The following is a 13,961-nucleotide window of genomic DNA, read 5'->3' as shown; positions in this document are numbered from 1 at the left end:
CCCAGCCATGCGCATAGTCTGTCCCTTCTGCGGCGAACGCGAACTCGGCGAGTTCACCTATCTCGGCGATGCCAAGCCACAACGGCCGGCGGCTGACGCCGGCGAAGACGCGATCTACGACTACGTCTACCTGCGCGACAACATCGCCGGCCCGATGAGCGAGCACTGGTACCATGGCGGCGGCTGCCGGGCCTGGCTGAAGGTCACGCGCAACACGCTGACGCATGAGATTTCTTCTGTCGAACCGGCGGCGGGCGCCGGCGCCGCCAAGGTTGGTGCGTGATGGCCGGCGATCAGGCAAACCGGCTGAACAATGGCGGTCTCATCGACCGCTCGGCCGCGCTCAACTTCCGTTTCGACGGCAAGACGTTCTCGGGCTTCAAGGGCGACACGCTGGCTTCCGCGCTGGTCGCCAACGGCGTCAAGCTCGTCGGCCGCTCGTTCAAGTATCACCGCCCGCGCGGCATCCTGACGGCGGGCTCGGAAGAGCCGAACGCGCTGGTCGAGTTGCGCAGCGGCGCGAGGCGCGAGGCGAACACCAAGGCGACGACGGCCGAGCTCTATGAGGGTCTCGAGGCCGCCAGCCAGAACCGCTGGCCGTCGCTCAATTTCGACGTGATGTCGGTCAACCAGCTGTTAGCGCCGATCTTTGTCGCCGGCTTCTACTACAAGACCTTCATGTGGCCGGCCAAGTTCTGGGAAGCGATCTACGAGCCTGCGATCCGGCGCGCCGCCGGTCTCGGCCGCGCAGCGCAGGTTTCCGACCCCGACCACTATGACAAGGCTTGGGCGCATTGCGACGTGGTGATCGCCGGTTCCGGCCCGGCGGGCCTGGCGGCAGCCCTTGCCGCCGCGCGCTGTGGCGCGCGCGTCATCCTGTGCGAGGAAGATTTCGTCCTCGGCGGCCGCCTGCTTGCCGATGCCGGCACGATCGACGGATTGCACGCCGCCGAATGGGTCGCGCGCGCGGTTGCCGAACTCGAGGCCATGCCGGATGTGCGCATCATGACGCGCACGACGCTGTTCGGCGTCTATGACGGCGGCACCTATGGCGCGATCGAGCGCGTCAACGACCATCTGCCGGTGCCGCCGGAGCACCAGGTGCGGCAGAGGCTGTGGCGCATCGTGGCCAAGCGCTGCGTGGTCGCGGCCGGCGCTATCGAGCGGCCGATCGTCTTTGCCGGCAACGACACGCCCGGCGTGATGATGGCGTCGGCCATGCGCAGCTACATCAGCCGCTACGCCGCCACGCCGTCCCGGCGGATCGCGCTGTTCACCAACAACGAGGATGGCTGGCGCACCGCCGAAACGGCAATCGCCGCCGGACTGCAGGTGGCGGCGGTGATCGACGCGCGGCCGGACGTTTCACCGGCGCATCGCTCGCTGGCCAGCAAGGGCGGCTTCCCGGTACTGCACGGCTCCGTCAGCGGCGTCGACGGCGGCAAGGTCGGCGTGCGCAAGATCTCCGTGTTGCTGACCGGCGGCGCGCGCGCCGAGGTCGAGGCCGACGGGCTCGCCGTGTCCGGCGGCTGGAACCCGGCGGTCGGCCTCACCTCCTACCATCGCGGCAGGCCGAAATGGCGCGACGACATCGCCGCCTTCGTGCCGGATGGCGCACCGCCCGGCATAGTGGCGGCAGGCGCGGCCAACGGCGCCTTCAGCCTTGGCGCCTGCCTGCGCGAAGGCTTTGAGGCAGGTGCCGCGGCAGCGCGGGATGCCGGGCGCAGCGGCAATACAGGGTCCACGCCTCTCGCCAACGACGAGGCCTTTTCGTTGACCCCGCTCTGGCACGTGAAAGGCAAGGGCAAGGCCTTTGTCGACCAGCAGCATGACGTCACCGCTTCCGACATCGAACTGGCGCAGCGCGAAGGCTTTGAATCGGTCGAGCATCTGAAGCGCTATACGACGCTCGGCATGGCGACCGACCAAGGCAAGACCTCCAACGTCGCCGGCCTCGCCATCATGGCGGCGGTGACCGGCAAGTCGATCCCCGAGACCGGCACGACGATCTACCGGCCGCCCTATGTGCCGGTCGCGATCGGCGCCTTCGCCGGCCATCACCGCGACGAGAATTTCCATGCGACGCGGCTGACGCCGTCGCACCACTGGGCAGCCGAGCAAGGCGCGGTGTTCGTCGACACCGGCCTGTGGAAACGCGCGCAGTGGTACCCACGCGCGGGCGAGAAGGACTGGCTGGAATCGGTGACCCGCGAGGTCAAGGCGGTGCGCTCGGGCGTCGGCTTCTGCGATGTCTCGACGCTCGGCAAGATCGATGTGCACGGCCCGGACGCCGGCGCCTTTCTCGATCGCGTCTACATCAACACCTTCTCCAACCTCGCGGTCGGCAAGGCGCGCTATGGGCTGATGCTGCGCGAGGACGGCATCGTCTATGACGACGGCACGACCTCCCGGCTGGCCGAGGACCATTATTTCCTGACGACCACCACGGCGAAGGCCGGGCTGGTGATGCAGCATCTGGAATTCTGCCGGCAGGTGCTGTTCCCCGAACTGGACGTGCAACTGACCTCGGTCTCCGACCAATGGGCGCAATTCTCGATCGCCGGGCCGAAGACCCGCGACCTGCTGAAGGAGATCGTCGATCCGGCCGAAGACCTGTCGAACGAAGGTTTCCCGTTCATGGGCGCCCGTGAGGTCAACCTGCGCGGCGGCTTGACGGCGCGGCTGTTCCGCATCTCCTTCTCCGGCGAGATGGCGTTCGAGATCTCCGTGCCGGCGCGCTACGGCGAGGCTACGGCGCGCAATCTGATGATCGCGGGCAAGGCCTTCGGCGTCACACCCTACGGCACCGAGGCGCTCGGCGTGATGCGCATCGAGAAGGGCCATGTCGCGGGACCGGAATTGAGCGGCACCACGACGGCCGCCGATCTCGGCCTCGGCAAGATGATGTCGACCAAGAAGGATTTTATCGGCCGCGTCATGGCCGGCCGCGAGGCGCTGGTCGCGCCGAACCGGCAGGTGGTTGTCGGCATCAAGCCCGTCGACAAGACGCGGCGGTTGCGTTCCGGCGCGCACATCATTCCGAAAGGCGAGACGCCCGGCCCGGACAACGACCAGGGCTATGTCACCTCGGTCTGCTTCTCGCCGGTGCTCGACCAGTGGATCGGGCTCGGACTGGTCGAACGCGGCCGCGAGCGCATCGGCGAGATCGTGCGCGCGCATGATCCGCTGCGCGGCGAGGACTACGATGTCGAGCTCTGCAATTCCGTCTTCTACGACCCGGATGGAGGGCGCCAGCGTGGCTGAGTTTTCCTGGGACATCCGCAGCCCGCTCGACCGCGCGCTGGTCGCCGGGCCCTATGGCGCACGCGGCGAAGACGGCGTGACGCTGATTGAGATCCGCAACTTCGACCTCGTCCAGGTGATGACGCGGCGCGGCGCGGCCGGCGAGATGGCCAAGGCCGCGCAGGCGCGGTTCGGCGTCGCGGCTCCGGAGACGCCGAAGGCGGTCAGTGCTGGCGATGCGACGCTGATCTGGTCGGGACCGGACCAGTTTCTTGTCCTGTCGAAAGGCGGCAGGCACACGATGGAAGCGCTTGCTCCGGTCTTTGCCGGGTCGGCCTCGCTCTCCGACCAGTCACATGCGCGGGCGCTGATCAGCGTTAGCGGCGACAAGGCGCGCGCGATGCTCGCCAAGCTGTCGTCGATCGATCTGCATCCGGATGTGTTTGGCGTGGGCGCGGCGGCTGCCACATCGATGGATCACACCAGCGTCACGCTGTGGCGCGGCAAGGATCGCAACGCGCAGGCCGTGTTCAACGTCCTGGTGTTCGCGACCTTCGCCGAGAGCCTATGGCATACGATGCTGGACTCGGCTGCGGAATACGGCGTGACAATCAGCCATTCCGAGGACTTGGTCTAGCGGTGCGCCTTCCCTTCTCCCCTTGCGGGAGAAGGTGGAGCCGGTGCTTGCCAAATCCATCCCCGCTGCTATTCTTGCTGCTAAAATAATTTTACACACAGGCAAACTTGTTTCTCGCTCGGAGGAGGGTTTGAGATGAGCCAGTCGCCCTACCCTGCCGTCCTGTCCGGACCGCCGCGTCCGAGCCTGATCCTGAGGCCCGGCCAGATCAGCCTGCCGCCGGGCCTGGAGCGCTACACTGTGCAAGGCAATGGTGCGGCGCTGATCGACGTCGAGGCTGGCGACAGCATCAGCGTGACCAATGTCGAGGGTGGGCAGCCCTGCGAGCTTCTGGCCTGGGACAAATCAGGCACGACCGATCCCGGCATTTTCGGCGAACGGTCGAACAGCAACGCAGCCGGCATCAAGGCGCTGCTCGCCGAGGGTGACGACAGTCTCTCGGCGCTGCGCCTCAGCCTCGAGCGCCGCAAGGTACAGCTCGACCAGCCGAAGGCCGTGCGCGTGTTTGGCGGCGCCACGCCCGCCGGCACCGAGCAGAGCTTTGCCATCCAGCGCGACGGCGCGCTGCTGATCGCGGCGCCTGGCGGGCCGATGCTGGTCGACGGCCACAACACCGCGACGCCACTGACCGTCCTGGTGCGGCGCGCCACGATCCGGCCGAAGACGAGGTCCCAGCTTCCCGGTCCGCTCGCCGATCCGGTGCTTGACCTTCGGGTGAAGTCGGCAACCGCCGAGGCCTATTTCGTCAAGGCCGGCGACTATCTGCAGATCATCGATGTCGATGGCCGGCAATGCACCGACTTCCAGTGTTTTTCGGCGCGCAAGCTGGACAAGGGCCGCGACCTGCCGCTCGACGTGACGACGACCCGCACGCTTATGGGCTCGGCCTATCCGATGCCCGGCCTGCATTCGAAATATTACGACCAGGACATGGAGCCGCTGGTCGAGGTGGTGCAGGACACATGCGGGCGGCACGATGCTTTCGCGCTCGCCTGCGCCGCCAAATATTACGACGACATCGGCTATCCCGGCCACACCAATTGCTCGGAGAATTTCAACAAGGCGCTGTCGGACAAGGGCGTAAATCCCCGCGCCGGCTGGATGGCGATCAACTTCTTCTTCAACACGGCGATCGATGCGCATGGCGTGATGGTGTCGGACGAACCGTGGTCGCGGCCGGGCGACTATGTGCTGCTCAGGGCGCTCACCGACATCGTCTGCGTGTCCTCGGCCTGCCCGGACGACACCACGCCCGCCAATGGCTGGGACCTCACCGACATCCATGTGCGCAGCTATTCCGGCCAGCACAAATTCTCGCGAGCGATCGCCAGACGCATGAAGCCCGACTCGGAACCGAAAATGACTCGCGAGACAGCCTTTCATTCGAGCTTTGCCAAGCACACGCGCGACTTCGTCGAATATCGCGGCTATTGGCTCGCCAATTCCTTCGCCAAGGAAGGTCCGATCGCCGAATACTGGGCCTGCCGGCAGGCTGCGGTGATCATGGACCTGTCGCCGCTGCGCAAGTTCGAGGTCACCGGGCCGGACTCCGAAGCGCTGCTGCAATACACGCTGACCCGCGACGTCAAGAAGCTCGGCGTGGGCCAGGTCGTCTATACGGCGATGTGCTACGAGCATGGCGGCATGATCGACGACGGCACGCTGCTCAGGCTCGGCAAGGACAATTTCCGCTGGGTCGGCGGCGACGATCTTTCCGGCGAGTGGCTGCGCGAGACCGCGAAAAAACTCGACCTCAACGTGCTGGTCCGCTCCTCCACCGACCAGATGCACAACATCGCCGTGCAAGGGCCGAAGAGCCGCGACATCCTCAAGGAAGTCGTCTGGACCTCGCCCGTGCAGCCATCGATCGGCGAGCTCGAATGGTTCCGCTTCGCCGTCGCGCGCATCGGCGGCGGCAATGGCGTGCCGGTCGTGGTCTCGCGCACCGGCTATACGGGCGAGCTCGGCTATGAGATCTGGTGCCATCCGCGCGACGCCGAAAAAGTGTTCGACGCCGTCTGGGAGGCCGGCCAACCGCACGGGCTGAAGCCGATGGGGCTACAAGGGCTCGACATGGTGCGCATCGAGGCGGGACTGATCTTCGCCGGTTACGAATTCTCCGACCAGACCGACCCGTTCGAAGCCGGCATCGGCTTCACCGTGCCGCTCAAGACCAAGGCCGACGACTTCATCGGCCGCGACGCGCTGATCCGGCGCAAGGAGCACCCGCAGCACAAGCTCGTCGGCCTCGACATCGACGCCAACATCCCGGTCGGCCATGGCGACTGCGTCCATGTCGGCCGCGCCCAGATCGGCGTCGTCACCTCCGGCATGCGCTCGCCGGTGCTCGGCAAGACCATCGCGCTGGCACGGCTCGACGTCACTCATGCGGAGATCGGCACGGAGGTCGAGATCGGCAAGCTCGACGGCCGCGCCAAGCGGCTGCCCGCGCGGGTCGTCGCCTTCGCCCATTACGATCCGCAGAAGACCAAGCCGCGATCGTGATAGCGCCCTTACCTTCTCCCCCTGTGGGAGAAGGTGGATCGGCGCGATAGCGCCGAGACGGATGAGGGGTGTTCCAGGGAAAGCAAACGTCTCACTCCGCTGGAACACCCCTCATCCGTCGCCTTCGGCGACACCTTCTCCCACAAGGGGAGAAGGGAAGATCGCTGTCGCGCGCAAGCGTGATGTGCATGACATTCACAAAACGCTTGACGCGAAAGCGCGTCGGATCAATCTTCACTCTTAAGAAAAAAATACGACTGAGTGGAAACACGACGGGTCGACGGTAATTTGCCGGGGAGCAAGCTTCGCGAGAGCCGAAGCGTCGCCGGCGGGGAACAGAAAAAAGGGGAAGACACAAGATATGAGCACGATAAGCACGGCCCTCGAGCAGCCTGTCGAAAGCAAGCTGCTCAGGCATATCGATTGGCGTGGCGCCTTCTGGGTGGCAAGCGGCGTTCCAGCGCTGGTCCTGTTCTCGATCGGCGGTATCGCCGGCACGACCGGGACGCTGGCCTTCCTGATCTGGACGGTGTCCATGATCATGGGTTTCCTGCAATCCTTCACCTATGCCGAGATTGCAGGCCTGTTTCCGAACAAATCTGGCGGCGCCTCGATCTACGGTGCGACCGCCTGGCTGCGTTATTCCAAGTTCATCGCGCCGCTGTCGGTGTGGTGCAACTGGTTCGCCTGGTCGCCGGTGCTGTCGCTCGGCTGCTCGATCGCCGCCGCCTACATCCTCAACGCGCTGGCGCCGATCCCGGCCTTCACCGAGACATCGCCGGAAGTCGTCGCCTACATCGCCGCGCATGCCGGAACGGCGCCCGCCGATGCCATCGCCGCTGTGGCGGTTGCCGCCACGCCCGCGATCCGCACCTGGTCATTGTGGAGCCACACGCTGGGTCCGGTGTCCTTCACCTTCAACGCCACCTTCTTCATCGGCGCGGTGCTGATGCTGATCATCTTCGCCATCCAGCATCGCGGCATCCTCGGCACGGCCAACGTGCAGAAATATATCGGCCTGCTGGTCATCATCCCGATGCTGATCGTCGGCGTCGTGCCGATCTTCACGGGCCAGATCGACTGGTCGAACTTCTCGCCGCTGGTGCCGTTGGCGGCCGCCTACGCGCCCGACCCGGGTTCGTGGAACATCGCCGGCTGGACGCTGGTGCTGGGCGGCATGTTCATCGCGGCATGGTCGACCTACGGCTTCGAGACGGCCGTCTGCTACACGTCGGAGTTCAAGAACCCCGGCACCGACACGTTCAAGGCGATCTTCTATTCCGGCCTGCTTTGCATGCTGCTGTTCATCCTGGTGCCCTTCACCTTCCAAGGCGTGCTGGGGCTCAACGGCATGCTGGCGACGCCGATCGTCGACGGCTCGGGCGTCGCCGACGCGCTGGCCGGCATGGTCGGCGGCGGCAAGCTGATCCACAGCCTGCTGGTGATGCTGATGATCCTGGCGCTGGTGCTCTGCATCATGACGGCGATGGCCGGCTCCTCGCGCACGCTCTACCAGGGCTCGGTCGACGGCTGGCTGCCGCGCTATCTCAGCCATGTCAACGAGCATGGCGCGCCGACGCGGGCGATGTGGACCGACCTCTGCTTCAACCTGATCGTGCTGGCCATCGCCTCGGCCGACGCGACGAGCTTCTTCTTCATCCTCGCCGTGTCGAATTGCGGCTACATCATCTTCAACTTCCTCAACCTCAACGCCGGCTGGATCCACCGCATCGACAACGGCCACATCAATCGTCCCTGGAAGGCGCCGACCTGGCTGCTCGGCATCGGCGCCATCTTCGCCTATGTCAACGCGATCTTCATGGGCGCCGGCGCCAAGGTGTGGAACCCGATGGCGCTGTGGGCCGGCCTGATCACGGCGGCGTTGATCATCCCGGTGTTCTGCTTCCGTCACTACATCCAGGACAAGGGCAAGTTCCCCGATCACATGCTGGCCGACCTCGGCATGGCGGGAGCGGACCTCTCGGTCAAAAAGGCGGGCATGCTGCCCTACCTGACATTGATTGCCGGCGTGATCGTGATGCTGATCGCCAACTGGGTGTTCGTCATCTAGCGTGGCAACCTGAAAGGAAGCGGGCGCGCTTCGGCGCGCCCGTTTCATTTCATTTGGCGCCAGTAAGCGAAGACTGACCGGCGTACGGCGTCGTCAAGATGTGGTTGCCCGTACATGCAGATCATCCGCCACCGTCTGATGACGATGGCGGATGATTCCAGGTTGCCACCTTATTCCGCTGCCAGGGCTAGTTGCGGTCTTTCAATGCCTTCGATCTTCTCCGGCTCAGGCGCCTGCTCGTCGGTCTTGGCCTTTTTCGGCGCGCGGCCGAAGAACAGGGCGTAGCCGGCCGGCAGCACCAGGATGGTGAGCACGGTGGCGACCAGGATGCCGCCCATCATGGCGTAGGCCAGCGGCCCCCAGAAGACGGCGCGCGAGATCGGGATCAGCGCCAGCACGGCGGTCAGCGCCGTCAGCATGATCGGCCGGAAGCGGCGCACGGCAGCACCCACGATCGCTTCCGATCGCTCCATGCCGGCCGCGATGTCCTGGTCGATCTGGTCGACCAGGATGATCGAGTTGCGCATGATGATGCCGAGCAGCGCGATCACGCCGAGGATGGCGACGAAGCCGAACGGCGCGCCGCTGATCAGCAGCGCCGCGGCGGCGCCGATGATGCCCAGCGGGCCAGTGGCCAGCACCAGCATCGACTTGCCGAAATGCTGCAGCTGGACCATCAGGAGCACGACGATGATGGCGAGCATGATCGGCGCCTTGGCGGCGATCGAGGCCTGGCTCTCGGCCGAATCCTCGGCGCCGCCCTGGATCTCGACCTTGTAGCCGGGCGCCAGGCCGGCGCGCAGGTCCTTCATGTCGTTGTACATCTTGGTGACGACGTCGTTCGACTGCACGCCGTCCGGCAGCGTGGCGCGCACGCTGATCGTCGGCAGGCGGTCGCGCCGCCATTCGATGCCCTGCTCCATGACCGGCACGACCTTGGCCACCTGCGAGAGCGGCACCGAGCCGCCGAAGTCGGTCGGGATATAGACGGAGTCCACCGAGGACAGCAGCTTGCGGGTCGCGTCCGGCTCGCGGGCGACGATCGAGACCGTCTCCTCGCCGTCGCGGAAGTCGTCGAGCGGCGCGCCGGACATGGTGGCCTGCAGCATCTGGCGGACGCGCTGCGAGGTGACGCCAAGGGCGCGAGCGCGATCCTGATCGATCACCAGCTTCATCGCCGGCACCGGCTCCAGCCAGTCGTCATGGATGGCGCCGAGCAGCGGGTTGGCCTGGAACTTCGCCTTCACCTCATCGGCAATGCGGCGTACCTCCTGGCGGTCCGGACCCATGACGCGCATCTGCACCGGCCAGCCGGTCGGCGGACCGAGGAAGAGACGGTCGACCTTGCCGCGGATCGAGGGGAAATCCTGCGCCAGGATCTTGCGCATCTTGACGATCAGCCGCTCGCGCGCCGGCTCGTCCTTGGCCATGACCAAGAGCTGGGCGAAGTTCGGGTTGCGGAGCTGCTGGTCGAGCGGCAGGAAGAAGCGCGGCGCGCCTTCGCCGATATAGGTGGCGATGAAGCGTTTGTCCGGATCGTCCGCCATCCTGCCTTCAAACGACTTGGCCTGCTTCTCGACCTCCTTGATCGAGGTGCCTTCCGGCAGCCAGAGATCGACCAGGATTTCCGGGCGCGAGGACTGCGGGAAGAAGTTCTGCGGGATGAACTGGAAGGCCCAGAGGCTGGTGGCGAAGGTGACCAGCGTCATCACCAGCACGATGATGCGGTGGCGCACGGCCCAGGCGACCGTCGCGCGCAGGCGGCGATAAAAGCCGGTGTCGAAGACATCGTGATGGGTGCCGGCATGCTTGCGCTGCTTCAGGATCATGTAGCCCAGCCACGGCGTGAAATAGACCGCGACGAACCAGGACACGACGAGCGCGATGCCGACGACATAGAACAGCGTGCGCACATATTCGCCGGCGGTGGAGGCGGCGAAGCCGACCGGGATGAAGCCGGCCGTGGTGATCAGCGTGCCGGTCAGCATCGGGAAAGCGGTCGAGGTGTAGGCGAAGCTTGCCGCCTCGATCTTGACCAGCCCTTCCTCGAGCTTTCGCTCCATCATCTCGACGACGATCATCGCATCGTCGACCAACAGGCCGAGCGCAATGATGAGCGCGCCGAGCGAGATGCGCTGCAGGTCGATGCCGATCTCGTACATGATGGCGAAGGTGGCGGCCAAGACCAGCGGGATGGCGATGGCGATCACCAGGCCGGAGCGCCAACCGATCGACAGTAGCGAGACTGCAAGCACGATGAGCAGCGCCTCGCCGAGCGCCTCCATGAACTCGCTCACCGCGTCCTTGACGACCTGGGGCTGGTCGGAGATCTGGTCGACCGACACACCGTAAGGCAGCCCCGCCTCGAAGCGCTGATAGGTCGCCTCGACGTCCTTGCCGACGTCCCTGACGTTAAAACCCTTGGCCATGACGACGCCGAGCTGGACGCTCTCATGGCCGTTGAAGAGGTATTTGTTGTCGTAAGGATCCTGAAGGCCGGAAGAGACCGTGGCGATGTCGCCGAGGCGCGTCACCTGGTTGCCGGAGCGCAGCCTGAGCTCGCGGATATCCGCGGCCTTGGTGACGTCGCCCTCGACCGAGATGCGCACCGAGCGCAGGCCGGTGTCGACGGAGCCCGCCGGATCGACGGCATTCTGCCCCTTCACGGCATTCTGCAGGTCGACAATGGTCAGGCCGCGCTCGGCCAGCGCCTTGGACGAGACGTCGATATAGATCTTCTGCGGCTGGTCGCCGATGATGACGGCCTTTTCGACGCCCGGCGTCGTCAACAGCATGTCGCGCGCCTGGATGGCGAACTGCTTCAGCTCCGGATAGGTGAAGCCGTTGCCGCTGATCGAATGCAGCGTGATGAAAGTGTCGCCGAACTCGTCGTTGAAATAGGGACCGAGTAGGCCCTGCGGCAATTCGTTGGAAATGTCGCCGACCTTCTTGCGCACCTGGTAGAAGGCGTCCTTCACCTCCTCGGTGTTGGTGTCGCCCTTGACCTGCAAGGTGATGATGGCGCTGCCAGCGCGGGTGTAGGAACGCACGAAATCGAGATGCGGCGTTTCCTGCAGCTTGCGCTCGATCTTGTTGACGACCTGATCCTCCATGTCCTGGATCGACGCGCCGGGCCAGGTCGCCTGCACCACCATGACGCGGAAGGTGAAGTCCGGGTCTTCCTTCTGGCCCATGCGCATCAGGCCGAGCGCGCCGGCAAGGATGATCAGCCCGAACAGGAAGCGGGCGATGCTCGGATGTCCGATCGCCCAGCGCGAAAGGTTGAAGGGCCGCTTTTCAGTGCTGCTGTCGGTGGTGGTCATGGCACATGTCCAGTCCAATTGATCGGCAAGGCACGCTCGCTTGGCATGCCGCTTCTAAGTTCGGTGGGCTTCCGGGCGGCGAGACCCCTCAAGCGGAGAGAGACTCGCAAATCGCGCTGGACGCGGCACTGCTGCGGGGGAGCCAACATGCCGGCATCTCACGATCGGGCGTTCGCCGCCCGGAACCCATGCCCTCCCCGGCTCGCGGCTTGACGCAGCGAGAGCGGGAAAGGCGTTCGTTACGCCTGGTTAGTGCAGGCTGCTGGTGGTGGCGACGTCACCTTCCGCTGATGCGGATTGCTGGGCGTCGCTTGAAAGCTTGACCTTCAGGTTCTCGGTCATGAACTGTGTGCCGGCCGCGACCACGACGTCGCCCTGCTTGAGGCCATCGGCCACTGCGACGCCGTCGGCGGTAAAATTGGCGACCTTGATCGGGCGCGGATGGACCGTGTCGGAGGCGCGGTCGACCGTCCAGACGATCTGCTTGCCGTCCTTCTCGGTCATCGCGGTCAGCGGGATCGACACGAGCTGCGCCTTGCTGCCGACGGTCGCCTGGACATTGGCGGTCATGCCGAGCAGCACGCGCGGATCGTTGGGCAGCGAAACCCGGACGGCGAAGGTGCGCGACTGCGGATCGGCGCTGCCGGCGACCTCGCGGACTTTGCCGTCAAGGGTGAGCCCTTCGTCCGACCAAAAGTTTGCCTTGACCTCCTTGCCGGGCTTGAAGCCTGCGATATCCATCTCCGGCACCGCGATCGAAACTTCCTTCTCACCGTCGACCGCGACGGTCATCACCGGCGTGCCGGCGGCGACCACTTGGCCGACATCGGCGGAGATGGCAGTGACGATGCCGTTCTTGCTGGCCTTGAGATCGGCATACTGGACCTGGTTCTGCGCCTGGGCCAGCGTCGAGCGCGCGGCATCGCGCGTCGCCACCGCCTGGTCGTAGGTCAGACGCGCCTGATCGAGCTGCGATTTCGGCGCGAAGTTCTTGGCATAGAGCTGCTCGGCGCGCTTCCTGGCGAGGTCGACGGTCTCGACCTGGCGCTCGGCGGCGTCGAGGCTGGCAGCAGCGCTCTTCACCGACAATTCATAATCGGCTGGATCGACGCGGGCGAGCACGTCGCCCTCATTCACATGCTGGCCAATATCGACCAGGCGCTCGGTCACCTTGCCGGCGATGCGGAAGCCGAGATTCATCTCGGTGCGGGCGCGCACCGAACCGGAATAGTCAAGCTGACGGGTGGTCTGCGCCTCCCCGATCTCGACCACTTTCACCGGCCGGACGACTTCCTGGACGACCTCGGCCTTCTCCTGGCTGCAGCCGGCGAGGCCGAGCACTGCCGCGACGATGGCGGCGGTTGGGAGGCCGGCGGCCGGCAGCCTGCGGAGGATGGAACTGGACAATGACACCTTAGCACTCCCGAACTGGAGATGATTTATTGAAACCGCGCCCGGCGGGCGGCGGCTATTTCAAGGCTCTGATGGCGTAGTCGATAAGTTCGTCGGGCATTGCCCGGTTGGTCTTGGCAAGGCACTGCGCCACCATCTGCGGGTGGCAGAGAATGACGGTGGCGGCGCCGAAGCAGCGCGAGGCGGTCTCCGGGTCCTGCTGCCTGAACTCGCCGGCCTCGATGCCCTCGCGGATCACCTCGGCGTAGAGGTCGTGAACGCTGTTGACATGCTTGTCGATGACGCCCCAATCGCGCTCCAGCGCGACGATCACCATCTCATGCACCTTCTCCTGGTCGAGCATGACCTCCAGCGTCATCTTGTACTGGGCATGGATGTAGCGGCGCAGCCGCTCCTCGGCGCTGACCGGGAGGTGCATGATCTCGTAGGCCATCTTGTAGCTGGCGCCGAGCATGCGGCCGCAGACGGCCTGGTGGATTTCGACCTTGGAGGCAAAGAAGCGGTAGATGTTGGCCGGCGACATGCCGAGCTCGCGGGCAATGTCGGCGACGTTGGTCTTGCCGTAGCCGTAGTGGCGGAACAGGCGCTCCGCGCAGTCGAGAATGCGGGTCACATTCTCCTGTCTGGCGGGGTCTGCCACGATGTTGGCGGCTTCTGACATGGCGCTTTCGTTTTGACGAGTGACGAATTTCGATTTTCGTCATTCGTAAAACGAAAGCGGCAGGGAGTCAACGCGAAATCGACGTACGCGTATAATTTGGTGACAGAT

At 65.2% G+C, this 13,961-nt stretch carries 8 protein-coding genes; 5 read left to right on the top strand and 3 right to left on the bottom strand.

Features of this window, described 5'->3' with window-relative positions:
• Window positions 1-7: 7 nt before the first annotated feature.
• The 5 genes from FJ956_RS12625 to FJ956_RS12605 all read left to right on the top strand — a co-directional run bounded on the left by FJ956_RS12625 (window position 8) and on the right by FJ956_RS12605 (window position 8,456).
• A complete protein-coding gene (locus FJ956_RS12625; protein ID WP_140675450.1) occupies window positions 8-283 on the top strand; it encodes a sarcosine oxidase subunit delta in 276 nt (91 codons plus the stop codon).
• Window positions 283-3,264 (top strand): sarcosine oxidase subunit alpha, encoded by a 2,982-nt coding sequence (locus FJ956_RS12620; protein WP_140675447.1) that lies wholly within the window; start codon window positions 283-285, stop codon window positions 3,262-3,264. Before FJ956_RS12625 ends, FJ956_RS12620 begins: the two co-directional genes overlap by 1 nt.
• Entirely contained in the window at window positions 3,257-3,880 is a 624-nt protein-coding gene (locus FJ956_RS12615; protein WP_140675444.1) for a sarcosine oxidase subunit gamma family protein, read from the top strand. The genes FJ956_RS12620 and FJ956_RS12615 overlap by 8 nt, the downstream gene beginning before the upstream one ends.
• A gap of 135 nt (window positions 3,881-4,015) precedes the next feature.
• Entirely contained in the window at window positions 4,016-6,385 is a 2,370-nt protein-coding gene (locus tag FJ956_RS12610) for an aminomethyltransferase family protein (protein ID WP_140675442.1), read from the top strand.
• A gap of 361 nt (window positions 6,386-6,746) precedes the next feature.
• Window positions 6,747-8,456 (top strand): APC family permease, encoded by a 1,710-nt coding sequence (locus tag FJ956_RS12605; RefSeq protein WP_140675439.1) that lies wholly within the window; start codon window positions 6,747-6,749, stop codon window positions 8,454-8,456.
• A 170-nt stretch (window positions 8,457-8,626) separates the two neighbouring features.
• Here the strand turns inward: FJ956_RS12605 and FJ956_RS12600 are convergent, their stop codons facing one another.
• The 3 genes from FJ956_RS12600 to FJ956_RS12590 all read right to left on the bottom strand — a co-directional run bounded on the left by FJ956_RS12600 (window position 8,627) and on the right by FJ956_RS12590 (window position 13,853).
• The gene (locus FJ956_RS12600; protein ID WP_140675436.1) at window positions 8,627-11,779 is read right to left on the bottom strand and encodes an efflux RND transporter permease subunit; all 3,153 of its coding nucleotides are present in this window, start codon (window positions 11,777-11,779) and stop codon (window positions 8,627-8,629) included.
• Between the two features lie 249 nt (window positions 11,780-12,028).
• Window positions 12,029-13,192, bottom strand: a complete 1,164-nt coding sequence (locus tag FJ956_RS12595; RefSeq protein ID WP_140675433.1) for an efflux RND transporter periplasmic adaptor subunit — start codon at window positions 13,190-13,192, stop codon at window positions 12,029-12,031.
• Between the two features lie 55 nt (window positions 13,193-13,247).
• Window positions 13,248-13,853 carry a TetR family transcriptional regulator gene (locus tag FJ956_RS12590; RefSeq protein ID WP_140675429.1) on the bottom strand — a complete coding sequence of 202 codons (606 nt, stop codon included), beginning with the start codon at window positions 13,851-13,853 and terminating at the stop codon, window positions 13,248-13,250.
• Between the last annotated feature and the right edge of the window lie 108 nt (window positions 13,854-13,961).

It is taken from the genome of Mesorhizobium sp. B2-4-3, from assembly GCF_006442815.1.
Taxonomy (GTDB): domain Bacteria; phylum Pseudomonadota; class Alphaproteobacteria; order Rhizobiales; family Rhizobiaceae; genus Mesorhizobium.
The sequence above is the reverse complement of the archived record's forward strand: the minus strand, read 5'-3'. Positions and strand labels throughout refer to the sequence as shown.